19 protein-coding genes, 1 tRNA gene and 1 other RNA gene are annotated in these 23,757 nt (G+C 47.0%); 20 read left to right on the top strand and 1 reads right to left on the bottom strand.

Annotation, left to right across the window (positions count from 1 at the left end; all coding sequences use genetic code 11):
* Positions 1 to 35 precede the first annotated feature (35 nt).
* The 9 genes from WKT10_RS10790 (at position 36) to WKT10_RS10750 (ending at position 11,715) form a co-directional block, all read left to right on the top strand.
* Positions 36 to 1,415 (top strand): ABC transporter substrate-binding protein, encoded by a 1,380-nt coding sequence (locus WKT10_RS10790; protein ID WP_066549543.1) that lies wholly within the window; start codon positions 36 to 38, stop codon positions 1,413 to 1,415.
* A 74-nt stretch (positions 1,416 to 1,489) separates the two neighbouring features.
* Positions 1,490 to 3,235, top strand: a complete 1,746-nt coding sequence (gene uidA / locus WKT10_RS10785) for a beta-glucuronidase (protein ID WP_340277171.1) — start codon at positions 1,490 to 1,492, stop codon at positions 3,233 to 3,235.
* A 37-nt stretch (positions 3,236 to 3,272) separates the two neighbouring features.
* Positions 3,273 to 4,130, top strand: coding sequence for an HAD family hydrolase (locus WKT10_RS10780; RefSeq protein WP_340277169.1), 858 nt, complete (start codon positions 3,273 to 3,275; stop codon positions 4,128 to 4,130).
* Positions 4,131 to 4,149: 19 nt separating this feature from the next.
* Complete coding sequence (locus WKT10_RS10775) at positions 4,150 to 5,616, top strand: FGGY-family carbohydrate kinase (RefSeq protein ID WP_296037895.1); 1,467 nt, start codon at positions 4,150 to 4,152, stop codon at positions 5,614 to 5,616.
* A 40-nt stretch (positions 5,617 to 5,656) separates the two neighbouring features.
* Positions 5,657 to 6,760, top strand: coding sequence for an L-ascorbate 6-phosphate lactonase (gene ulaG, locus WKT10_RS10770; RefSeq protein WP_317438739.1), 1,104 nt, complete (start codon positions 5,657 to 5,659; stop codon positions 6,758 to 6,760).
* 141 nt (positions 6,761 to 6,901) lie between these two features.
* Positions 6,902 to 8,599: a DEAD/DEAH box helicase gene (locus WKT10_RS10765; RefSeq protein ID WP_317438740.1), complete on the top strand. Its 1,698-nt coding sequence runs from the start codon at positions 6,902 to 6,904 to the stop codon at positions 8,597 to 8,599.
* Between the two features lie 70 nt (positions 8,600 to 8,669).
* Positions 8,670 to 9,119, top strand: a complete 450-nt coding sequence (gene ybaK, locus WKT10_RS10760) for a Cys-tRNA(Pro) deacylase (RefSeq protein WP_296038034.1) — start codon at positions 8,670 to 8,672, stop codon at positions 9,117 to 9,119.
* A 74-nt stretch (positions 9,120 to 9,193) separates the two neighbouring features.
* A non-coding RNA gene (gene ssrS / locus WKT10_RS10755) (6S RNA) lies at positions 9,194 to 9,370 on the top strand.
* 59 nt (positions 9,371 to 9,429) lie between these two features.
* On the top strand, positions 9,430 to 11,715 hold the full coding sequence (locus WKT10_RS10750) for a SpoIID/LytB domain-containing protein (protein ID WP_337932103.1): 2,286 nt from the start codon (positions 9,430 to 9,432) through the stop codon (positions 11,713 to 11,715).
* Positions 11,716 to 11,797: 82 nt separating this feature from the next.
* On the opposite strand, the gene WKT10_RS10745 is transcribed toward WKT10_RS10750, so the two are convergent.
* On the bottom strand, positions 11,798 to 12,529 hold the full coding sequence (locus tag WKT10_RS10745) for a 3D domain-containing protein (protein ID WP_340277162.1): 732 nt from the start codon (positions 12,527 to 12,529) through the stop codon (positions 11,798 to 11,800).
* A gap of 233 nt (positions 12,530 to 12,762) precedes the next feature.
* On the opposite strand from WKT10_RS10745, the gene WKT10_RS10740 reads away from it, so the two are divergent.
* From WKT10_RS10740 to kdpB, 11 genes are all read left to right on the top strand, one after another.
* Positions 12,763 to 12,834 (top strand) — tRNA-Arg (locus WKT10_RS10740).
* 138 nt (positions 12,835 to 12,972) lie between these two features.
* A complete protein-coding gene (locus tag WKT10_RS10735; RefSeq protein WP_340277161.1) occupies positions 12,973 to 13,995 on the top strand; it encodes a hypothetical protein in 1,023 nt (340 codons plus the stop codon).
* Positions 13,996 to 14,035: 40 nt separating this feature from the next.
* Positions 14,036 to 15,073 (top strand): tRNA preQ1(34) S-adenosylmethionine ribosyltransferase-isomerase QueA, encoded by a 1,038-nt coding sequence (gene queA, locus WKT10_RS10730; RefSeq protein ID WP_317439739.1) that lies wholly within the window; start codon positions 14,036 to 14,038, stop codon positions 15,071 to 15,073.
* Positions 15,074 to 15,474: 401 nt separating this feature from the next.
* Complete coding sequence (locus WKT10_RS10725) at positions 15,475 to 16,248, top strand: pseudouridine synthase (protein ID WP_337934196.1); 774 nt, start codon at positions 15,475 to 15,477, stop codon at positions 16,246 to 16,248.
* A 23-nt stretch (positions 16,249 to 16,271) separates the two neighbouring features.
* Complete coding sequence (gene ligA / locus WKT10_RS10720) at positions 16,272 to 18,224, top strand: NAD-dependent DNA ligase LigA (protein WP_337433980.1); 1,953 nt, start codon at positions 16,272 to 16,274, stop codon at positions 18,222 to 18,224.
* Between the two features lie 16 nt (positions 18,225 to 18,240).
* Positions 18,241 to 19,158 carry a homoserine O-acetyltransferase MetA gene (gene metA, locus WKT10_RS10715; protein ID WP_066549522.1) on the top strand — a complete coding sequence of 306 codons (918 nt, stop codon included), beginning with the start codon at positions 18,241 to 18,243 and terminating at the stop codon, positions 19,156 to 19,158.
* A 177-nt stretch (positions 19,159 to 19,335) separates the two neighbouring features.
* The gene (locus tag WKT10_RS10710; protein ID WP_317437864.1) at positions 19,336 to 19,530 is read left to right on the top strand and encodes a hypothetical protein; all 195 of its coding nucleotides are present in this window, start codon (positions 19,336 to 19,338) and stop codon (positions 19,528 to 19,530) included.
* A gap of 96 nt (positions 19,531 to 19,626) precedes the next feature.
* Positions 19,627 to 19,752, top strand: coding sequence for a hypothetical protein (locus tag WKT10_RS10705; protein WP_278284591.1), 126 nt, complete (start codon positions 19,627 to 19,629; stop codon positions 19,750 to 19,752).
* 44 nt (positions 19,753 to 19,796) lie between these two features.
* Positions 19,797 to 19,889, top strand: a complete 93-nt coding sequence (gene kdpF, locus WKT10_RS16045; RefSeq protein WP_445293012.1) for a K(+)-transporting ATPase subunit F — start codon at positions 19,797 to 19,799, stop codon at positions 19,887 to 19,889.
* Positions 19,890 to 19,940: 51 nt separating this feature from the next.
* A complete protein-coding gene (gene kdpA / locus WKT10_RS10700) occupies positions 19,941 to 21,668 on the top strand; it encodes a potassium-transporting ATPase subunit KdpA (RefSeq protein WP_340277154.1) in 1,728 nt (575 codons plus the stop codon).
* A 28-nt stretch (positions 21,669 to 21,696) separates the two neighbouring features.
* Positions 21,697 to 23,751: a potassium-transporting ATPase subunit KdpB gene (kdpB, locus tag WKT10_RS10695; RefSeq protein WP_337934197.1), complete on the top strand. Its 2,055-nt coding sequence runs from the start codon at positions 21,697 to 21,699 to the stop codon at positions 23,749 to 23,751.
* Positions 23,752 to 23,757: the final 6 nt, after the last annotated feature.

Below are 23,757 nucleotides of genomic sequence, written 5' to 3'. Positions count from 1 at the left end.
TGTATTATATATATAATTTAAGGAGGGTTTTTAAAATGAAAAAAAGCAAACGGTTTTTTGCAGCCATGATGGCAGCAGCCATGACAGCAGGAATGCTGACAGGATGCGGCGGCGGAGCTAAAAAGGAATCAGCAGCTCCTGCAGAGAGTGCTCAGGGCGGCAGCACAGAGGCTGCCAAGGAAGGTGAGCAGGTTAATCTGCGCTTTGTTTCCTGGCAGACAGCTAACAAGGAACTGGATAAGAAGGTAGCAGAGGCTTACACAAAAGAGCATCCTAATGTAACCATTACATATGACTACTATGGTGATATGACTGCAGCAGAGTACTACAAAAAGGTAGATATGATGGTAATGGGCGGCGAGGAAATGGATATCCTGATGGCATCTGCATTCCCGGAGCATGCTCAGAGAGCAGCATCCGGCGCATATCTGCCTCTGGAAGAGTTCTTTGAGAAGGAAGGTGTAAAACCTGAGGACGCATATGCTATCGTACAGAAGGTTGACGGAAAGATGTATGGAATTCCTGGAGATCTGAAGTCATGGTTTGTACTGATTAATAAGAACTATCTGGATGAGGCTGGTCTTCCTGTTCCGGAGCTTGACTGGACATGGGCAGATTATCGTGACTATGCCAACAAGATGACACAGGGTGAAGGCGCAAGTAAGCGCTATGGTTCCTATTTCCATTCCTGGGATCATTATAACTACATGGGAATGTGGTCCAACTATCCGGACAACCCAATGTTCAATGCTGATATGACGGCTGTAAACTTTGATCATCCAATGTTTAAAGAGTGGCTGCAGTTCCGTTACGATATGGAAAATGAAGATAAGTGCCAGGTTCCTTATGCAGACGTTAAGTCTATGAACATGAACTACCGTGATAAGTTCTTCAACGGACAGATCGCAATGCTGCCAATCGGAAGCTTCATGATTCCTGAGCTGGATGACCAGGATAAGTATCCTCACGAGTTTGTAACTACCTTTGCACCAATTCCTGCATGGGAAGATGCAGAGCCAGGAACTACCTATACAGAGTCCCATTTCTACAGCATCAGCAAGACATCCAAGCATCCTCAGGAAGCTTATGACTACATCCGTTTCTATACCACAGAGGGTATGCGTATCCGTGGCATCAGTGTTTCTGCAGAAAAGGGAATCGATAAGATGGAATTCGTTAATATGCAGATCGAAGATCCTAAGTATGTAGATGTAGAAGCATTAAAGAACGTAATCAACAATCCGGCTTGGAAGGATAATCTGTATGCAAATGTTCCTTCTTACAATAAGGAGTTAGCAGCTATGATGACAGATGAAAGTGCTAAATTCTTATTAGGAACAGAAAGCCTTGATAACGTAATTGATTCCATGATGAAAAATGGTACTCAGATGATGAAGGATAAGGCAGGCAAGTAATTAAGCAGAATGAATCGGGGGAGGGGTGGTATGCCCCTTCCCCTTTGCTATTCTAATGAAAGAGAGGAATATTTATGCTGTATCCGAAAATGACAGAAAGCAGAATGGTTTTTGATTTAAATGGAGTATGGGATTTTTGTCTTATGAATGGGGAGGCAAAGGGGGAAATTATGCCTATGCCGGTACCTTCTTCTTATAATGATATCTACACTGGCCGCGATTTTGCAGATCATGTAGGAAATCTGTATTACAGAAGAACGTTCACAGTAAGTTCCCGGATGCTGGAAAAACGTCTGTTTCTTCGGTTTGGAAGTGTAACTCATAAGGCAGAGGTATGGCTGAATGGAACTTGTCTTGGAAAACACTCTGGCGGTTTTCTTCCATTTTCCTTTGAAATTACGGAGGCGGCCAGAGCAGGGGAAAACGAACTGGAAGTAATTGTAAATAATATAGTAGATGAAACAACGCTGCCGGCAGGCCGTATGGTGCATCAGAAGTTTCCGGGGCTGCCGGAAGAGATTCATAACCTTCCTAATTTTGATTTTTACAATTATTCCGGAATTATGCGTCCTGTCTGCCTTTATACTGCTCCTGAATCATACATTGAAGATATCAGTATTTACGGAAAAATGGACGGAAGCTTTTACTGGGATGTAAAGGCAAATGGAGAGGGAACAGTATCTGTACGTCTTTTGGATGCTGCGGGAAATGAAGTTGCAGCGGGCGAGGGCTTTAAAGGAACAGGACGGATTGATCAGGTACAGCTGTGGGAACCCGGACATCCGGTTTTATACAGTCTGGAGGTTACTCTTACAGGAAGTGACGGAGAAAAGGATACATACACTGAAGTGTTCGGATTCAGGGAGGTATCGATTCGTGACTGCCGGATTCATTTAAACGGTAAGCCGGTATATTTAAAGGGATTTGGAAAACATGAAGATTCACCTGTTCACGGACGCGGCTTTGATATGGCATACAATGTAAAGGATATTGGTTTGTTAAAATGGATCGGTGCCAACTCTTTCCGTACCAGTCATTATCCATATTGTGAAGAGATGCTTCAGCTTTGTGACAGAGAAGGAATTTTAGTCATTGATGAGGCTCCTGCGGTAGGACTGAACGCCGGCTTCACGGCTACAGGACTTCTGGGAGGCAATCCCAACGGAACATGGAAGCTTTTTAAGACGGCTGAGCATCACCGTCAGGTTCTGCGTGATATGGTTCAGAGAGATAAAAATCATCCCTGTGTTATTATCTGGAGTGTTGCAAATGAGCCTGCCAGCCAGGAGGACGGAGCAAAGGAATATTTCGAACCATTGTTAAATCTTGTTCGGGAATTGGATGAACAGAAACGTCCGGCTACACTGGTTACATATGAAGGTTCTAACCCTGTCAGCTGCAAGGTGGCTGAAATCTGTGATCTTTTGATCATCAACCGCTATCGCGGCTGGTATGATACGGAGGGAAATCTCAGAGGAGCAGCAGCTCTTTTAAAGGATGAGCTTGAGGGCTTTCATAAGCGGTGTCCCGATAAACCTATTATGCTGGGAGAATACGGAGCAGATACCATTGCCGGTTTCCATGATATAAATGCCCGTATATTCAGCGAAGAGTATCAGGTTGATTTCCTGCGGGCATATGGTGAGGTTTTTGACAGTCTTCCATATATAACAGGTGAACATGTATGGAACTTTGCAGATTTTGCAACAGCAGAGAATATCAAACGCGTTGGGGGTAATAAAAAGGGAGTGTTTACGCGCGACCGTAGTCCTAAAATGGCAGCCCATTTCCTGAAGGAAAGATGGGAAGGAATATCATAAGGACAGTTGGGATAAGAACTGTCAAATAGAGGTGAGTATGTCAAACATAATAGAAAAATATGTGAAAAAAAAAGAATATCTGGTTTGTGTGGATTCTGACGGCTGTGCTATGGATACAATGGATGTGAAACATTTTCGCTGCTTTGGTCCATGTATGATCCGGGAGTGGAAGCTTGAGCAGTGGAAAGAGGAAACAGAGAAGCGTTGGAATGACGTTAATCTGTATACGATGACCAGAGGAATTAACCGCTTTAAGGCGCTGGAGGCGGTACTGCGCTGGGTGGACGGGCATGTATGTAAAATTGAGGGGCTGGAGGATCTGGCAAAGTGGACAGACACTGCAAAGGAACTTTCACCGGCTAATCTGATGGCAGCCATTGAGGCAGGAGGCGGAGATATCTTAAAAAAGGCCTTTGACTGGTCGGCTGCTGTAAACCGGGAGATTGATGCCCTGCCGGAAAGTGAAAAACTGCCCTTTGAGGGAGTAAAAGAAACGCTGGCTATGATTCATGAAAAAGCAGATATTGTTGTTGTCTCTTCCGCTAATGCACAGGCTGTGGCAGAGGAGTGGCAGACCCATGGGCTGGCTGGACATACTGACCTGATGCTTTCTCAGGATGCAGGTAGCAAACAGTTTTGTATCAATGAACTGTTAAAAAAGGGCTATCAGACAGATCACGTTCTGATGGTAGGGGATGCGCCGGGAGACCGTTCGGCAGCCAGAAATAACGGAGTCCTCTATTACCCGATCCTGGTTAAAAAAGAGACGTATTCATGGAAGCGCCTTCAGGAAGAAGGAATGAAACGGTTCCTGACAGGTACTTTTAAGGGAGAATATGAACGGCAGCTGGAGCAGGAATTTGAGGATAACCTGACACCGAAAACCGAGCAGTAAGAAAGGAAGCCGTAACAGGATGAATATTCTTGTAATAGATGTTGGAACCTCCAGTATGAGGGGAATCCTGTTTACACAGGATGGAGAAACATTAACACAAAGGCAGCAGCTCTATCAGGTTACTTACGGGGAAAAGGGCTGGGTCTGGCAGGATGCTTCTGACTGGGAAAATGCCTTATATGGTATTATCAGGGAAATCACTGCGGAGACAGAGGAAAAGGGATGGAGGGTGGATGCCATTGCAATTACATCCCAGCGTTCATCTGTTATTCCGGTAGACCGGGAATTTAAGCCTCTGTGTCCGGCTGTTATGTGGCAGGATAAGAGAACCGGTGATATCTGCGACAGTCTCAGAGATAAAAACGACAAGGTATTTTCGCTTTGCGGATCCAGGGTGAATCCGGTATTTTCTGCCAGCAAGATGACCTGGATCCGCCGGGAACTGCCAGAGGTATACAGCAAAACAAGGACATTTATGGTAATTCCGGATTATCTCATATTCTGTATGACAGGTGAAGTATGTACAGATTATACGTATGGAAGCCGGTCTCTGCTTATGAATATACGGAAGCGTCAATGGGATCCGGAACTTCTGGAACTGTTTGAAGTAGACGAGGAAAAGCTGTGCCGCCTCATAGAGCCGGGAAGTATCTGTGGTTATACATCCGGAACATTCCGGGAACGCACCGGATGCCCAGAAGGGGTTCCTGTGATCACTGCAGGTGGAGACCAGCAGTGCGGGGCTATCGGACAGGGAGTAGTAAAAGAAGGAATTTTATCAGTTACAGCAGGAACAGGAGGATTTCTTGTTGCAGCATTAAATGAGGTACCATCCAATCTTGAGCAGGATGTAATCTGCAACGTATCATCTGTAAAGGGTCAGTATATTCTGGAATCCAGTGTTTTGACATGCTGTTCTGCATTTGACTGGTTTAAAAGAGAATTTTACGGAAACTGCAGCTATGACGAGCTGAACCGAGATATAGCATCTGTTCCGCCGGGATCCCATGGCTGTCTGTGTCTTCCATATTTCCAGGGACGTTCTACTCCGGACTGGAACAGTCAGGCCAGAGGTGTATTTTCAAACATAACCCTGGGAACTACACGTGCTGATATGCTTCGAGGCCTTCTGGAAGGAATCTGCTATGAAATCGGCAATGGAATTGAAGCCATGAAAAAATATGTGGAACTGTCGGAAATCTGTGTCAACGGAGGACTTACAAACAGCGAACCATTTAATCAGATCCAGAGCGATGTATATGGAACACCAATCGTGCGCCGTGGAAAATCAGATGCAACGGCAAGAGGTGCATTTATGGTAGCGGCAGCAGAAATGGGCGTATACAGATCTGTGGAAGAGGCATTCAGGATGCTTAAGAAAAACAGTGAAGAACGGATATATGTTCCGTCAGAAGCATATACCGGGCTGTACAGGGAAGCCAGAGAGCAGATGAATCAGATGTACAGACAGATTTACAGCAGATAAAACGGATGACACACCCAATATAAAAAGGAGACGATGCGCAATGAGTAAAGTGAATGAAATCACAAGAGAAAGCTGGATTATGAGCACTTTCCCTGAGTGGGGAACCTGGCTGGTAGAGGATATTGAAAATGAGGTTGTCGAGCCCGGAAATGTAGCTATGTGGTGGCTGGGCTGTACCGGAATCTGGTTTAAAACACCGGGAGGAGCTAATATCACAATTGATTTATGGTGCGGAAACGGTAAGAGAACCCATGGAGACGGTAAGATGAAGCCGGGACATCAGATGGCCAATATGTGCGGCGGCCGTGCTATGCAGCCAAATTTAAGAAACGTTCCTTTTGTAATTGATCCATTTGCATTCAAGCAGGTTGATGCAGTTTTAGCAACACACTATCATCAGGATCATATGTCGGCAGAATGGGCTGCTCATGTGATCCAGAGCGGTATGACAACGACAGATGAAAACGGAAAAGAAATTCCGGTTCCGTTTATTGGCCCTCAGAAATCAGTTGATACCTGGATTGGCTGGGGCGTACCTGCAGAACGGTGTCAGGTAGTACATCCGGGAGATGTAATCAAGATTAAGGATATTGAAATTGTATGTCTGGATTCCTTTGATCGTACCTGTATTGTAACAACTGATAAGACTGGACCGGACAGAGAAGAACTGACAGGAGTATGTCCTACTGATATGGATGAGAAGGCAGTTAACTATCTGGTAAAAACTCCCGGAGGAAATATATATCATTCAGGTGATTCACATTTCTCCATTTATTTTGCAAAGCATGGAAAGGATCATGATATTGATGTGGCTTTTGGATCCTTTGGTGAAAATCCAGTGGGCATGCAGGATAAGATGACTTCAACAGATATTCTGCGTATGGCAGAGAATCTTAAGTGTAAGGTAGTAGTTCCTATTCACTGGGATGTCTGGACAAACTTCCAGGCTGACTGTGAGGAGATCCGTCTTCTTTACGATTTTAAGAAAGACAGAAATGAGTATAAATTCCACCCGTTCTTCTGGCAGGTAGGCGGAAAATATGTATATCCGCAGGATAAGGATAAAATGTATTATCACCATCGCCGTGGCTTTGAGGATTGCTTTGAAGCACCTCAGAATATCCCGTTCCGCTCTTGTCTGTAAGACTTCTTCATTGACACAGCAAACATAATCTGATATAGTAATTCACTGTACGAAGCGAGAGGATGAAAAGCCGAGCGTGGCTGGCAACCTCTCGTTTTGTTGCGATATACACTGATAAATGAAAGAGGAAAACAGCAGTTTATGGATATTGTAAAATTTGAAGAGTTACAGTTAGACGAGCGGATCATCCGCGCTATTACGGAGATGGGCTTTGAGGAGGCTTCTCCCATCCAGGCTCAGGCGATCCCGGTTGTGTTAGAGGGCAGAGATATGATTGGCCAGGCTCAGACGGGTACGGGAAAGACGGCAGCTTTTGGCCTCCCCCTTCTTCAGAAGGTTGATCCAAAGGTGAAGAAACTTCAGGCAATTGTGCTTTTGCCTACCAGAGAGCTTGCAATCCAGGTGGCAGAGGAGCTGCGCCGTTTTGCCAAGTTTATGCACGGCGTTAAGGTTCTGCCTATTTATGGAGGACAGGACATTGTGCGCCAGATCCGGGCTTTAAAAGACGGTACCCAGATCGTAGTGGGAACACCGGGCCGCGTGATGGACCATATGCGCCGCAAAACCGTGAAAACAGACCATGTGCATACCGTTGTACTGGATGAGGCGGACGAGATGTTAAATATGGGCTTTTTAGAGGATATGGAGACAATCTTAAGCCAGCTTCCCGAAGAGCGTCAGACGCTGATGTTTTCAGCAACCATGCCCCAGGCGATTGCAGAAATTGCCAGAAAATTCCAGACTGATCCTGTTACCGTGCGTGTGATCAAAAAGGAACTGACCGTTCCCAAGGTGACCCAGTATTATTATGAAGTAAAGCCGAAAAATAAGGTAGAGGTTATGTGCCGTCTTCTGGATCTTTACGATCCGAAGCTTTCTGTGGTATTCTGTAATACCAAGCGCCAGGTGGATGAGCTGGTTCAGGCCCTTCAGGGAAGAGGATACTTTGCAGAGGGCCTTCATGGAGATTTAAAACAGGTGCAGAGAGACCGTGTCATGGAGAGCTTCCGCAAGGGGCGCACCGATATTCTGGTGGCAACCGATGTGGCGGCCAGAGGTATTGACGTAGGAAATGTAGAGGCAGTATTTAATTACGATATCCCTCAGGATGACGAGTATTACGTACACCGCATCGGCCGTACAGGAAGAGCGGGAAGAGAAGGAAAGGCCTTCAGTCTGGTTGTGGGCAGAGAGGTTTACAAGCTCAGAGATATCCAGCGCTACTGCAAGACAAAGATCATCCCTCAGGCGATCCCGTCTTTAAATGATATTACGGAAATCAAGGCGGAGAAGATTTTAGATCAGGTTCAGGAGACTTTAAATGACAGCGATCTGGCAAAAGTGGTAAATATCCTGGAGAAAAAGCTCATTGAGGAGGACTATACGTCCCTGGATGTGGCAGCAGCCCTTCTTAAAATGGCCATGGGCGATGATAATGAGGATATCATTGACAATTATCTTCCCGCCAGATCCTTAGACGATCTGGACAGCTTCGGCAGAGGGCGTGGAAGAGAACGCAGCCGGGGTGGCAGAGGAAACCGCAAAGGCGCTACCGACCGCGCTGCAGTAGATTATGTGATCAATGGCGCCGGGGAGCATATGGCCCGTCTGTTTATCAATATTGGAAAGGCCCAGAGGGTAACTCCGGGAGATATCCTGGGAGCCGTGGCAGGCGAATCCGGCATTCCCGGCCGGCTGGTGGGAAGCATTGATATGTATGACGGCTACACCTTTGTAGATGTTCCGGCAGAATATGCGGAGAATGTTTTAAAGGCCATGAGCCATGCAAAGATCCGGGGAAAAAATATCCATGTGGAAAAGGCAAATTCCAGACGGTAACAGAACGTAAAGAGAGAAGGAATCAGCAGTGAAGGTAAAAAAGGCAGAAGAGGCGGTAAAGACAAATGTGATGCGTCTTTTAGAGGCAGCAGGCATTCCATTTGAAACAGGAACCTATGAGGTAGATGAAAATGATCTTTCCGGTAGCCATGCAGCCGATCTCATGGGTGTGGACCATGATACGATGTATAAAACACTGGTGTTAAAAGGCGAGAAAAAAGGATATCTGGTGTGCTGCCTGCCTGTAGATGAGGAGCTGGATCTTAAAAAAGCGGCAAAGGCAGCCGGAGAGAAGAAGGTGGAAATGATCCATGTAAAGGATATGCTTTCCGTGACCGGCTATATCCGGGGCGGCTGTTCACCCATTGGCATGAAAAAGAAATTTCCTACTTATATAGAGGAAACAGCCCAGCTTTACGATAAAATTACAGTCAGCGCCGGTCAGAGGGGTGTTCAGGTTACATTATCTCCGGAAACTTTAAGGGGATATACGGACGCTGTTTTTGCGCCTCTGATCTGAAAACTTTGAAAAATCAGCTTGAAAAACACAGCGCTTTGGGGTATAATAATGCCATGATAAATGAGACAGATTTGTGATTCCTGGGGTGTTCGATTTCTTACCAATTTTGAACCTACATTTGACAAAAGGGATTCCAATATTTTTAAGCGGATGTCACGCCTCCGTACGAGTGGAAGGCAGAAGCTTAAGTGAGGTTGCCCACCTAGCATTGCTAGGCGTCAATATGTAAGAGCCGGCACCTTGGGGTCACAGATGATAAAAGCAGCGGGGGTATTCTCGCTGCTTTATTTTATATCAGGAGAATAATGGGATGAATGGTAAAAATAAGATGATTGCCTGGATTGCCGGTATCATTGGCGTCATTATCCTGCTGATTGTGGTGATCGTACGGATAGAACCGGAAAAGGAAGGCATCACACGGGCAGAGGTTTCCAAAGCCCTGGCTTTGGCGCTTGCAGACCGGAAAGAGTGTGAGGCCGAAGCAAAACAGCGGGAAAAATCCTGGTTTTCGGAGCAGGAACAGGATAACTGGTTTGTGAAATATATGGATCTGCTCTATGAGAGAGGATATTTAAACCCGGAGCTGACCCCGGCAGATCTGGAAAGCGCTCAAAAGGAGTTTACCTATCAGGAGGCAGCTTATACAGCGGCAAAGTTTTCAGGCCGTTTAAAGCGGCAGGTGGGTTTAAAGGATAAAAACAGACAGAAGCCATTTCCGGCAGATCAGTGGTGGGAGCTTTACAGAGAGATTTTAAAAGAGGCAGACCCGGATGAAAATGTAAAAGAAATCACTGCCATTTTATATGGAACTCCATCTAATATACAGGGAGCGCCAAGCTGGACTGCATACACCACAGAGGGGGAGTATGGCTTTCAGGGACTGGCCCTGGATGCCTGGCTGGACCATGAGATCCGGTTTATGGTTCGGGGAAATGAGATTGCCGCTGTGACGGCGGTAAAAAACGGCAGTGTGGTCTACCGCAATATATGGCTTTCTGAGGTAAAGGACGGCGTGTTTAAGGCTTATATGGGAGCGGCGTCCAGAGAGTTTAAGGCAGAAGGAAAGCTGGCGGAGGAAGCGAAAAAGACAGAAGGCCGTCTGGCTCCCAATCTGGCAGATCTCTATGTGGAGCATGGCCGTCTCAGCCGGGTAACGGTGAAAAAGGAACGGATTCACGGAAAAATCCTTTCGGTTACAGAAGATACGGTAGAGATTGAAGGATACGGGACCATTCCTCTGGATGAAAATTTTTACGTATATAAGCTGTTCGGGGAATTTAGTGTTCTGGGAGCCGCAGACATTCTGGTAGGTTATGATCTTCAGGAGTTTGTGGCAGCAGATGGAAAGCTTTGCGCAGCCCTTTTAGAGAGGCCTTTTGACGCCAGGACCATTCGAGTCCTTTTGATGGATACGGGCTTTAAAAATCTTTTCCATAAAAAGGCAGAGCTTGAGTTAAACTGTGACGCCAGACTGGTCTGCAAAAATGATGACGGAGACAGCAAGGAGAGTACCCTGAAAAAGGGGGAGGTGCTTACCCTCACGGCGGAGGATGAACGGCTGAAACACGGCCGTATGACCATTATCCCGGAAAAGGAAGAGGGAATTACGATCTGCTCCCTGGAGCGGGCACAGGGACAGCCCGTATACAGCGGTTCGCTGGAAATTAAAAAAGAAGAGGAAGGTCTGGTTTTGATCAATGAGCTGTATCTGGAGGATTATCTTAAAAAGGTAGTTCCCAGCGAAATGCCTGCTTCCTATGAAAAGGAAGCCTTAAAGACCCAGGCAGTCTGTGCCAGAACCTATGCTTACCGTCAGATTCAGGGAAATACATACGGAGCGTACGGTGCTCACGTAGATGACAGCACCAGTTTTCAGGTTTACAATAATACCCAGACCAATGAACGTACCGATCAGGCGGTGGATGAAACATATGGACAGCTGCTTACCTTTGATGGAGAACCCATTGACGCCTTTTACTATTCCACCTCCTGCGGTCATGGGGCGGATGGAAGCGTATGGGGGAATACAGGAGAGAATCTTCCTTATCTCAGATCCATGCAGATTAAAAATGGAGCCAGGGAGCTTACGATGGAGGATAACGATACCTTTGATGCGTATATCCGTTCCAGAAATATTACATCCTATGATGCAGAGTATCCAATGTTCCGCTGGCAGACGGAGATCACGGCAGAACAGATCGCAGCCAAAGCGCCTGAGGCAGGAACGATCCAGGATTTGACAGTGTCCGCAAGAGGATTAGGAGGCATTGCTTCTGAGCTCACTGTAAAGGGAGATCAGGATACGGTTCGGATCAAGGGACAGAGTGCCATTCGTACCTTTCTTGGAAATGAAGAAAATGCCATCCGCAGACAGGATGGTTCTAAGATGAACGCAGCGTCTCTGCCAAGTGCATTTATCTCTGTTGATAAAATAACAGAGGAGGACGGGAGCATATTTTTCCGCATCTATGGAGGAGGCTACGGACATGGAGTGGGGATGAGCCAGAACGGCGCTCAGTCTATGGCAAAATCAGGAAAAACTTATAAGGATATTCTGGACTTCTTTTATCACGGAGCAGAGCTTATGGAAAATTAAATAACAGAAAAAACAGCAGGCTCATCTGGGAGTATTTCTCAGATAAGCCTGCTGTTTTTGTGAGTGAGTGGTCTGATATGGGTTATGCTGCTACCAGAAAAACTTCTGTATTCTGAACGCCGTGATGCTTGGATTCGGAATGTGTATCGTAGAAAATATCAATGTGGTGGCCCCGGACTCCGCCACCTTTGTCTTCTGCGGTATATACGACGCCGTTGATCATGATTTTGGAGCCGTAGGGTACCACAGAAGGGTCGACTGCAATGGTATGCCCGGCAGTAGCCACGGCGCCTGTACTGGTATGACGGCCCCAGCCGCCGGAACAGCTTTTGCAGGGACAGTAGCCAGTGGTCTTAAAGATTCCCAGGGAGCGGACAGAAGAGGAGGCTTTAGAATCAGCTTCTTTCTTTACTGCATCCGGATTTCCATAGGTGTAGGTTCTTGTGTTGGAAAAAGTGCGTCCGTCTACCGTAGCCTCGATGATATAGGAGCCGTCGCCGAAGGAGGGCCAGTCCACATTCAGAGTAAAGCCATGATTTCCGTTGCCTTTATCGTCATCGAGCAGCTCCTGGCGGAATTCTCCGGCCTTTACGGATTGATTTAAGACTTCTTTTCCTGTTTCTTCATTTTTGATCGTAATATTTACATTCAGCGCCTCATCCGGCTCATCGCTGTCATAGGCCCAGCCGGTGATGGCGTGCTCAGTCACTTCTTCAAAGCAGCCCTTTGCAGGAGCTGCCAGAGCAGTGAAGGCAGAGGCAGCCATAAAGGAAACCATTATTGCCAGTCCGGTGAGTAAATGTCGTATCTTCATTATAAAATAACCTCCATGCGTTCATAATTGCAATCAATGCTTAACACAATAATAATAATATTTAACACTTTTGTAATATATGAGCAACAAATGCCATTTTAGCATAATTTTTTCGTATGTCAAGGAAAAAAAAAGTAATTCATTGGAAAAGAGATAAAAAAGATCGGAAAACAAGATTGGAAATAAAAAAAGTAGTTGCAGTTTTTTAAAAAGTATAGTAATATAATAGAGATGCGTCTGTAGCTCAGTGGATAGAGCAGTGGCCTCCGGAGCCGCGTGCGTAGGTTCGATTCCTATCAGACGCATTTTTGATACCTTATTCTGCATTACACAGAGAAACCAGGGGGCGTGTCCTCCTGGTTTTTCTGTTGCAATTTGAATCCCTTTTTGCTAGAATAGAGCGGAGATACGGCCTTTACGGGGCCTGAAACGGAGGTCATAGGATGAAGCGCAGGGTTAAATGGAAATCAAGCTATAAAGGGCCCGGAGATGATAAAAGCAGATATGTAAAGCTGGGAGCTGCTGCAGCTGCGGTTTTGGCAGTCCTGGCTGCAGGTTCTCTTATGGTATCCCATTTTGCGGGGAAGGACGGCACACACCAGGATGGCGTAATTGAGATTCTGGGCGAGGATGTGAGTCACGGCACAAAGGAGCAGACCTCTGAGGCAGCAGAGGCGGATGAGCCTTCAGAAGCTTCATTGGCAGAAGAAAACGGCTCAGAAGCAGAGACAGTGACGGATTTTTCTGCGTATGATCTGGAAAAGGATGCCTATCCGCAGGTAAACGAAGTAGTAGGAGCCTATTTTCAGGCAAAGATCGATCAGGATCCGGCTGCGCTCTATCAGGTTTTTGGAAAGGCCGATGACGGAAACATGGACTATTATAAAAAGGCCTTGAAGGAAGAAGCCGTATATGTGCAGGATTATCAGGATGTGACCTGTTATACCAGAAAGGGGCTTACAGAGGATTCCTTTGTGGTTTATGTGACCTATGATGTGAAGTTTAACCGGGTTGATACCCTGGCTCCGGGCATCATGTGGTGCTACGTGGCAAAGGATGAGAGCGGAAGCTATAAAATCCGGGAAAATGTCATTGGCGAGGAAGCCGATTATGTGGCAGAGCAGAACCGGACTGAGGGGGTACGGCTCCTCAATCGGCAGGTAAAGACAGAATTAAAAGAGGCCATAGAGTCCGATACGCTTTTAGCAGGCGTTTATAAGGGCTTAAGCAACGGCGCGATCGTCACAGGGGATGACAGTGCACAGGAAGGCTCTGACAGCCAGGTACAGATTCTGGAGGGAGGAATTTCCACGGACAGTCCGGAATCTCAGGAAGCAGCGGAAGAAGCCGGATCAGGAGAAGCTGAAGCAGAGGCAGATACACAGAGTTCAGGTGAAGAAACAGCACCGGAGCAGACGGTTCAGGAAAGCCAGAGCGAGTCCGAGGCTTCAGTCAGTATAGAATAAAACACAGGCGCATACTGCGCCGTTTGGAGGAAAAACGATCATGGATGTAAAGGATTTTTATTTTGATCTGCCTCAGGAGCTGATCGCTCAGGATCCCTTAGAGGACAGATCTTCATCAAGGCTTCTGGTGCTGGATAAGAACACAGGGGCGATTGAACACAGAGTATTTAAGGATATTGTAAATTATCTCCGTCCCGGAGACTGTCTGGTGATCAATGACACCAAGGTTATTCCTGCCCGATTGTTTGGCGTAAAGAAGGATACGGGGGCAAAAATAGAACTTCTTCTGTTAAAAAGAAGGGAGAATGATATTTGGGAAACTCTGGTAAAACCGGGGAAGAAGGCAAAGCCAGGAACGGTCATTGACTTTGGAGACGGGCTTCTTACAGGAACGGTTTTGGAGACTGTAGATGACGGAAACCGCCTGATTCAGTTTTCCTATGAGGGCATTTTTGAGGAAATTTTAGACCAGCTGGGACAGATGCCCCTTCCGCCCTATATCACCCATCAGTTAAAGGATAAAAACCGCTATCAGACGGTATATGCAGTTCACGAGGGTTCTGCGGCGGCTCCCACAGCAGGACTCCATTTTACAAAGGAGCTGTTAAAGCAGATTGAGGATATGGGAGTTAAGATTGCTCATGTGACCCTTCATGTGGGCCTGGGCACCTTCCGTCCGGTTAAGGTGGAAAATGTCCTTGATCACCATATGCATTCTGAGTTTTATGTGGTAGAGGAATCAGAGGCTAAAAAGGTGAATGACACTAAAGCAGCGGGAGGAAGAGTGATCTGCGTGGGCACTACCAGCTGCCGTACCGTGGAGTCTGCTTCTACCGAGGACGGCATTTTGCAGGCAAAAACAGGCTGGACCGATATTTTCATTTATCCGGGCTACCGTTTTAAAATCCTGGATGCCCTGATCACCAATTTCCATCTGCCGGAATCTACTTTGGTAATGCTGGTCAGCGCTCTGGCCGGAAGAGAGCATATCCTGAATGCTTATGAGGAGGCCATCCGGGAGCGGTATCGTTTCTTCTCCTTTGGGGATGCGATGTTTATTGTGAATGGTCAGGAGTAAGGAAAAAACGGCCGGGATGAAAGAAAGTTAAGCGAAAAAGCGTCAGGATACGTTTGACCGGACGCTTTTTCGCTTATTGCATTTGCGGGTTTTACGCTATACAGGTCCCATGTACAGTACGGTTTTGTTCCCCACATGAACCGCTCCGTTGTGAAAATGCCCCGGCTGAATCCTTGAAAACTGCTACAATACCTGTGGAAAATCTGTTCGCCTGATCCATTTACAAGCATTTTTCGTTCAAAACCGGCTAATTGGATCTGCGCCTGTTTTCTCATATCCTTATTTGGCTCTGCTGCAGACGGCAAATACAGAAGCAAAGGCCTTTTGTTGCCTGAATGTGGAATTGATGATATACTGATGGAACATATTATAGTTGTGAAAGTTTTGATGAAAAGAGAGGGATGCCTGTGGAAGAACGTTTAAATAAATGGCTGAGCCGCATGGGCGTTTGTTCCAGGCGGGAAGCAGATCGTCTGATTGAGGAAGGAAAGATCCTGGTGGACGGAAGACCGGCTGTAACAGGCCAGAAGGTGTCTGAGGGCCAGAGTGTGGTCTGCGGCGGCCGGATTGTGGGAAAAGCTGGGGAAAAGGAAAAAACTCCCAGACAGGTGCTTTTAGCGGTAAATAAGCCCAGAGGGATTGTATGCACTACCTCTGATAAAGACAGGGCACAAAACATTGTGGAATTTCTGGCATATCCGGAGCGGATTTATCCCATCGGCCGTCTGGATAAGGACTCTCAGGGCCTTTTACTGATGACCAATCAGGGGGATCTGGTAAATAAAATCATGCGCTGCGGCAATGGGCATGAAAAGGAGTATGAGGTAACCATAGACCGCCCGGTTACGGAGGAGTTTCTGAAAAAAATGGCGTCCGGCCTGTGGCTGGCTGAGCTGGAACGAAAGACACTGCCCTGTAAGGTAAGGAAAACAGGGGATAAAAGTTTTTCTATCATACTGACTCAGGGCTTAAACCGGCAGATCCGGAGAATGTGTGAGGCCTGCGGCTGCCATGTGCGCACTCTGAAACGGGTGCGGATTATGAATATTCATCTGGGGAACTTAAAGGAAGGCTCTTTCAGGGAAATAACAGGAGAGGAATACAGGACGCTTCTGGCGCAGCTTGAACAGTCAAAAAGTTTGTCCGAAAGAGATTTAAGACTTAAAAATAAATAATGCGAAACAGACAGGAGAAGTGAATGGAAACGAAAATCCAGAGAATGAAGGAATTGATTCCCGTCCTTAAGGAAGCCGGAAAGGCTTACTATCAGGAGAGCCGGGAGATTATGAGCAATTTTGAATATGACAGGCTCTATGATGAGCTGACATCACTGGAAGAGGAAACAGGGGTGATTTTGTCGGGAAGCCCTACCCAGCAGGTAGGCTATGAGGTTTTAAGCGAGCTTCCCAAGGAAACACATGAGGCACCTATGCTGTCGCTTGATAAGACAAAAAGCACAGAGGATTTACAGGAGTGGCTTGGCAGCCAGAAAGGCCTTCTTTCCTGGAAAATGGACGGGCTTACCATTGTACTGACCTATGAAAACGGAAGTTTAATCAAGGCAGTAACCAGAGGAAACGGAGAGATCGGGGAGGTGATCACAGCCAATGCAAGGGCATTTTCCAATATCCCTTTAAGTATTGCCTATAAGGGGCAGCTGGTGCTCAGGGGCGAAGCTGTGATCACATATTCGGATTTTGAAAAGATTAACAGCCAGATCGGGGATGCAGGCGCCAAATACAAGAACCCCAGAAATCTGTGCAGCGGCTCCGTACGCCAGCTCAACAGTCAGATTACAGCAGAAAGAAATGTACATTTTGAGGCATTTGCACTGGTGCGCGCTGAGGGAGTTGACTTTAAGAATTCCAGAAAATGCCAGTTTGAATGGCTAAAGAGCCAGGGCTTTGAAGTGGTTCACTATGAGGAAGTGACAGCAGAAAATCTCCCTGAGAAGATCGAGTGGTTTGGGAAGGAGACAGAGCACAATGATATCCCTTCAGACGGCCTGGTTCTTCTCTATGATGATATTGCATACGGAGAGTCACTGGGACGCACGGCGAAATTTCCGCACAATGCCATCGCATTTAAGTGGCAGGATGAGGTTCGGGAAACCACCCTTTCCTATATTGAGTGGAGCGCCTCCAGAACGGGTCTGATCAATCCGGTGGCTGTGTTTGAACCTGTGGAACTGGAGGGAACTACGGTGAGCAGGGCCAGCGTTCACAATATCAGCATTATGGAGAGCCTTGAGCTGGGAGAAGGGGATAGGATTACCGTCTATAAGGCCAATATGATCATTCCACAGATTGCGGATAATTTGACCCGCAGCGGCGTGAAGCATATTCCGGAGCATTGTCCGGTCTGCGGGGGTCCTACAAAGATCCGGCAGATCAATGATGTAAAGAGTCTGTATTGTACCAATCCGGACTGCCAGGCAAAGAAAATCAAAAGCTTTACCCTGTTTGTAAGCAGGGATGCATTAAATATTGACGGACTTTCAGAGGCAACTCTGGAAAAATTTATCAGCATGGGCTTTATCCACGAATATGCGGATATGTTCCATCTGGAGGCCCATAAAGATGCGATCGTAGAGATGGAGGGCTTTGGACAGAAGTCCTATGACAATTTGATTGCTTCCGTGAAGAAAGCTTCTCAAACGACCCTTCCCAGAGTGATCTACGGATTGGGAATCGCAGGAATCGGCCTGGCAAATGCAAAGATGCTCTGCCGTCATTTCCGATATGATTTTAAAGCCATGCGAAACAGCGGTCTGGAGGAGCTGACGGCTGTGGACGGGATCGGAGAGGTGCTGGCCCGGGCGTGGATGGATTATTTTGCAGATAAGAAAAATAATGATATGGTAGACCGGCTGTTAGAGGAGCTGTCCATAGAAGAGGAGCCGGTGCAGGAGGGAGAAAAGCCCTTTGAAGGGCTTACCTTTGTAATTACCGGATCGGTGGAGCATTTTGCCAACCGCAAGGAGCTCCAGGAGCTGATCGAAAGCAAGGGCGGCAAAGCATCCGGCTCCGTAACCTCCAAAACCGCATATCTCATCAATAATGACACCACATCTAATTCATCAAAAAATAAAAAGGCAAAAGAGCTGGGGATTCCGATTATTTCAGAAAAAGAATTCCTGAACATGCTCTAGGAGGGAGAGGGTTTATATGCCGATCAAAGTACAGAGGGATCTGCCCGCAAAGGCAATCCTGGAATCAGAAAATATATTTATTATGGATGAAGACAGAGCTATGAGGCAGGATATCCGGCCTTTGGAGATCTTGATTTTAAACCTGATGCCCTTAAAGGAAGAAACGGAAACCCAGCTTCTGAGGGCTCTTTCCAATACTCCCCTGCAGGTGGACTGCACCTTTCTCATGCTGTCCACCCACGTTTCAAAAAATACTTCGGCCAGTCATTTAAATAAATTTTATGTTACCTTTGAAAGCATCCGCAGGAAGAAATTTGACGGAATGATCATCACAGGTGCGCCGGTGGAGAATCTGGAATATGAGGAAGTGAATTACTGGGAGGAGCTGTCTGTTATCATGGAGTGGAGCAAGACTCATGTCACCTCCACCCTTCATATCTGCTGGGGGGCTCAGGCTGGGCTTTATTATCACTATGGGATTCCCAAATACAGCAGGGAGAGCAAGCTGTCAGGGATCTACAGCCATAGAGTTCTGGATCGGAAGGTTCCTCTTGTGAGAAGCTTAAATGACACCTTTTTAGCGCCGCACTCCCGGTATACGGAGGTCCGCAGAGAAGACATAAGGAAGCATCCGGAACTGATGATCCTGGCAGAGTCCGATGAGGCCGGCGTATTCCTGGTTATGAGCCGGGATGGCCGGCAGATTTTTGTCCAGGGCCATCCGGAATATGACCGCATGACGCTGAATAATGAATACCACAGGGATTTGAAGAAAGGGCTGGATCCTGCTCTTCCCTGTAATTACTATGAAAATAATGATCCCTTTTCCATTCCGGCGCTGACCTGGAGAAATACGTCCAATACGCTGTATACGAACTGGCTGAACTTTTATGTGTACCAGATTACGCCGTATTTGCTGGATTGTGAGGAGTAGGAAGATAAGTATAAAAAATGGCACTCGCTGCAATGGCGGGTGTCATTTTTTATCCTAACAAAATCTTAATCCTCCGCCATCTGACCCTTTTACCCTCTTAATCCCTCCCATGCTATGATACATACACAGGACAGGAAAACGTCTTCCTGATCCATGACCGGGAAGGAGGCAGGCATTATGAATACAGGAAGAGGAGCATTTGGCAGAATAGAGGCTGCCTTTGACCGCCGGGCCGAGAAATTTACATTTCGTCATCCCTATCTTACCATACTGATCATGTTTATCGCAGTGCCATTTGGGATGCTGGCAGCCGTATCGGCCCTGACTTTTTTAGCGGCTTTTCCGGCAGCGCTGCTGTTTGGACTGGTATAAAAGCATTTATGGAATCTTAACAGAGAGGGTCGGATGCTTAATGCCTATTTTATTATAACTGTGATAATCTCTTGAATACCGAAAGGAGGAAAGACAATGATGGATGTTTTGGTAATGGATGCTTTAATGATAGGTACTCTGCTGGCAGGCTTTGGACTGCTGAGACTTTTTCTCGGATGGTGCATCGACCAGACAGAGGGAACCGGAAAAAAGAACCAGTAAGCGGAATGGTTTGATCAAATGAGAATGCAGGTAATAAGGAGGAAATGGATATGGCGGGAATGATTTTTTTAGGACTTGTCCTGACAGGACTTGCCGGATATCTGGTGTATGCTCTAGTATACCCAGAAAAACTCTAGGCGCGGTTTCCTTTCGGATACGCCAAATGAAAGACAGGAGGAAGAAAAGCGATGCTGCAGATTATGGCGGCGCTTGTGATCTATATGGTTCTGGTGATTCCCATGGGAACGTACCTGTATCACATAACCACAGGCCGGAAAACATTTGCGGATCCTGTATTTGACAGGATCGATAACGGAATTTACAGAATCTGTAAAATTGACAGACAGGGCATGAACTGGAAACAGTATGCGGTAAGTCTGCTGACAACCAATGCGGTAATGATCTTTGCGGGATATTTGATCCTGCGTCTTCAGGGAAGTTTGTTTTTAAATCCCAATGGGACAGGAGCCATGGAACCGACTCTTGCCTTTAATACGATCATCAGCTTTATGACAAATACAAACCTTCAGCACTATGCCGGAGAGTCGGGTCTTTCCTATTTAAGCCAGACGCTGGTAATCATTTTTATGATGTTTACCTCGGCGGCCACGGGATATGCGGCCTGCATGGCCTTTATCCGCGGAATAACCGGAACGGGAAAGGATATGGGAAACTTCTATGAGGATATGATCCGTATCATGACCCGTGTGCTGATCCCCATTTCCATTGTGATCGCACTGATCCTTGTAAGCCAGGGAACACCGGAAAATTATACAGCCAATCTGACGGTGCAGACGTTAGAGGGAAAAAATCAGGATATCGCCATGGGACCGATGGCAGCGCTGGTTGCCATTAAGCATCTGGGAACCAACGGAGGCGGCTTTTTGGGGGCCAATTCATCGACTCCTCTGGAGAACCCGACCATTCTTTCCAATATGGTAGAAATGTATGCAATGGCAATTCTGCCCGGAGCCTGCGTGATCGTCTTTGGACGTATGTTCCATGATAAGAATAAAAAAGCGCAGGCAGAAAAGAAGGGCACCCGTCCCATGTTTGGCCGTCAGGCAGGCCCTGTATTCGGAGCCATGGCAATTCTGTTTTTAGTGGGGCTTATGATCTGCTTTTTTGCTGAAAAGGCCGGAAATCCGGTTCTGGAGCAGGCAGGTTTAAGTCAGGCCATGGGAAATATGGAAGGCAAAGAGGTACGGTTTGGAATCAGCCAGTCGGCGCTCTTTACCACCGTTACCACCTCCTTTACCACCGGTACGGTCAACAATATGCATGATTCCCTCACTCCCTTAGGCGGTATGGTGCCGCTGCTGCACATGATGCTTAACTGCGTATTCGGCGGCAAGGGCGTCGGATTTATGAACATGATCATGTATGCGATCCTGGCAGTTTTCCTCTGCGGACTTATGATCGGCCGTACGCCGGAATATCTGGGAAAGAAGATTGAAGGCAGGGAAATGAAGCTGATCGTGATCGTACTGATCCTTCATCCTCTTTTAATCCTGGGCTTTTCCGCTCTGGCAGTGGTAAACCAGGCGGGACTTGCAGGAATCACCAATCCGGGCTTTCACGGCTTAAGCCAGGTGCTCTATGAATTTGCCTCTTCAGCGGCAAACAACGGCTCCGGCTTTGAGGGGCTGGCGGACAATACGGGATTCTGGAATATGACAACCGGCATTGTAATGTTTTTAGGGCGCTATATTCCTATTATTGCCCAGATCGCCATTGCAGGAAGCCTTCTTGCAAAGCGCCGCATGAATGAAAGCGTGGGTACGCTGCGCACGGACAATGTGCTCTTTATGCTGATTCTTGTGTTTATCGTATATATTTTTGCGGCTCTGACCTTCTTCCCGGCTCTGGCTCTGGGACCAATCGCAGAGCATCTGATCCTGTGGTACCCCATGTAGGCAGGGAAACAGGTAGAAAGGAATTTCTATGGCAAGAGAGAAACATACTGAATTTATTACAAAGGATATTCTGAAAAGCTCCGTTAAAGGAGCCTTTCAGAAGCTGGATCCCAGATATATGATAAAGAATCCGGTGATGTTTGTGGTGGAGGTCGGATTTTTCATTACCCTGCTGTTAAGCATTTTTCCTTCTATGTTTGGAGATGGCGGTGAGCTTCGGATTTACAATACGATCGTAACGCTGATCCTGTTTGTGACAATCCTGTTTGCAAACTTTGCAGAATCGGTTGCAGAGGGCCGTGGAAAAGCTCAGGCAGAGACGTTAAAAAAGACGAAAAAGGATACCACGGCCCGGATTCTGGATAAAGCAGGGAATGAAACGGTGATCCCGGCTTCCCAGTTAAAGAAGGGAGACGTAGTATTAGTAGAAGCAGGGGAGCTGATCCCCAATGACGGAGAGGTGATTGAAGGAATTGCTTCTGTGGATGAATCGGCTATTACCGGTGAATCTGCCCCTGTAACAAGAGAGGCAGGCGGTGATTTTTCTTCTGTCACAGGCGGAACCACGGTGGTATCAGACTGGTTAAAGATCCGGATTACCTCAGAACCAGGCCAGTCCTTCTTAGATAAGATGATTTCACTTGTAGAAGGCGCGTCCAGACAGAAGACGCCCAATGAGATCGCTTTAAATACCCTTCTTGTAAGCTTAACCATTATTTTCCTTATTGTGGTAGTGACGCTGCACTGCTTTGCAGATTATTCTCAGACCCGGATTCCCATTTCAACCCTGATTGCCCTTCTGGTATGTCTGATCCCAACTACTATCGGCGGCCTTCTTTCTGCTATCGGTATTGCGGGAATGGACCGTGTGACCCGGTTTAATGTAATTGCCATGAGCGGTAAGGCCGTAGAGGCCTGCGGAGACGTAGATACCATGATCCTTGATAAGACGGGAACCATTACATACGGAAACCGTCTGGCTGCGGAGTTTTATCCGGTAAAGGGTGTTTTAAAGGAAGACCTGATTGATTATGCGGTGATGACCTCTTTAAAGGATACCACTCCGGAAGGAAAATCGGTGGTAGAACTGGGAAATACCATGGGAACCAGGATCGACCCTTCAGCAGCCGGTCAGATGGAATTTGTGGAGTTTACGGCTCAGACCAAGATGAGCGGCGTTAATCTTTCAAACGGTATGGAGGTAAGAAAGGGCGCCTCCGAGGCCATCAAGGCCAGAGTAAGGGAATTAAAGGGAACCATCCCTCAGGATCTGGAAGAAATTGTAACAGGAATTTCCAAGCTGGGTGGTACTCCCTTAGTGGTTTGCGCCGGAAATGTGATTTATGGTGTGATTTACTTAAAGGATACCGTAAAGCCCGGACTGACGGAACGCTTTGAGCGCCTGCGCCAGATCGGAATCAAGACCATCATGTGTACCGGTGATAATCCTCTGACAGCAGCTACCATTGCGAAGGAGGCAGGCGTAGACGGCTTTATCGCAGAGTGTAAGCCGGAGGATAAGATCGACGCCATTAAAAAAGAGCAGGCAGAGGGAAAGATCGTGGCAATGACCGGCGACGGAACGAATGATGCTCCGGCTCTGGCTCAGGCGGATGTGGGGCTGGCAATGAATTCCGGTACGGCCGCGGCAAAAGAGGCTGCTAATATGGTTGATCTGGATTCCGACCCTACAAAGATCCTTGAGGTAGTAGAGATCGGAAAGCAGCTTTTGATTACCAGAGGTTCTCTGACTACTTTTAGTATTGCAAATGACGTGGCAAAGTATTTCGCCATTATCCCGGCCATGTTTATGATGGTGATTCCTCAGATGGGCCGGCTTAATATCATGGGGCTTTCAAGCCCATACAGCGCCATTTTATCCGCACTGATTTTTAATGCGCTGATCATTCCCGGACTGATCCCCATTGCAATGCGCGGCGTTAAATATAAGCCTATGAGCTCGGAGCGTATGCTGCTTAAAAATATGGGAATCTACGGAGCAGGCGGAATTGTAGTACCTTTTATCGGAATCAAGATCATTGACCTGATCATTGCTCCCCTGGTTGGACTGATGGGGCTGTAATACAGC

This window comes from Enterocloster sp. HCN-30185 (genome assembly GCF_037890305.1).
Taxonomy (GTDB): Bacteria; Bacillota; Clostridia; order Lachnospirales; family Lachnospiraceae; genus Enterocloster.
This window is presented reverse-complemented; position numbering and strand designations above follow the sequence as displayed.

Coding starts and splice junctions, on each gene's coding strand:
- WKT10_RS10780 (WP_340277169.1), top strand. CDS start 3,273: ATGTCAAACATAATAGAAAAATATGTGAAAAAAAAAGAATATCTGGTT.
- WKT10_RS10750 (WP_337932103.1), top strand. CDS start 9,430: ATGAATGGTAAAAATAAGATGATTGCCTGGATTGCCGGTATCATTGGC.
- WKT10_RS10735 (WP_340277161.1), top strand. CDS start 12,973: ATGAAGCGCAGGGTTAAATGGAAATCAAGCTATAAAGGGCCCGGAGAT.
- WKT10_RS10710 (WP_317437864.1), top strand. CDS start 19,336: ATGAATACAGGAAGAGGAGCATTTGGCAGAATAGAGGCTGCCTTTGAC.
- ligA (WP_337433980.1), top strand. CDS start 16,272: ATGGAAACGAAAATCCAGAGAATGAAGGAATTGATTCCCGTCCTTAAG.
- ulaG (WP_317438739.1), top strand. CDS start 5,657: ATGAGTAAAGTGAATGAAATCACAAGAGAAAGCTGGATTATGAGCACT.
- WKT10_RS10725 (WP_337934196.1), top strand. CDS start 15,475: ATGCCTGTGGAAGAACGTTTAAATAAATGGCTGAGCCGCATGGGCGTT.
- kdpB (WP_337934197.1), top strand. CDS start 21,697: ATGGCAAGAGAGAAACATACTGAATTTATTACAAAGGATATTCTGAAA.
- uidA (WP_340277171.1), top strand. CDS start 1,490: ATGCTGTATCCGAAAATGACAGAAAGCAGAATGGTTTTTGATTTAAAT.
- WKT10_RS10765 (WP_317438740.1), top strand. CDS start 6,902: ATGGATATTGTAAAATTTGAAGAGTTACAGTTAGACGAGCGGATCATC.
- WKT10_RS10790 (WP_066549543.1), top strand. CDS start 36: ATGAAAAAAAGCAAACGGTTTTTTGCAGCCATGATGGCAGCAGCCATG.
- ybaK (WP_296038034.1), top strand. CDS start 8,670: ATGCGTCTTTTAGAGGCAGCAGGCATTCCATTTGAAACAGGAACCTAT.
- WKT10_RS10705 (WP_278284591.1), top strand. CDS start 19,627: ATGATGGATGTTTTGGTAATGGATGCTTTAATGATAGGTACTCTGCTG.
- queA (WP_317439739.1), top strand. CDS start 14,036: ATGGATGTAAAGGATTTTTATTTTGATCTGCCTCAGGAGCTGATCGCT.
- WKT10_RS10775 (WP_296037895.1), top strand. CDS start 4,150: ATGAATATTCTTGTAATAGATGTTGGAACCTCCAGTATGAGGGGAATC.
- kdpF (WP_445293012.1), top strand. CDS start 19,797: ATGGATATGGCGGGAATGATTTTTTTAGGACTTGTCCTGACAGGACTT.
- metA (WP_066549522.1), top strand. CDS start 18,241: ATGCCGATCAAAGTACAGAGGGATCTGCCCGCAAAGGCAATCCTGGAA.
- WKT10_RS10745 (WP_340277162.1), bottom strand. CDS start 12,529: ATGAAGATACGACATTTACTCACCGGACTGGCAATAATGGTTTCCTTT.
- kdpA (WP_340277154.1), top strand. CDS start 19,941: ATGCTGCAGATTATGGCGGCGCTTGTGATCTATATGGTTCTGGTGATT.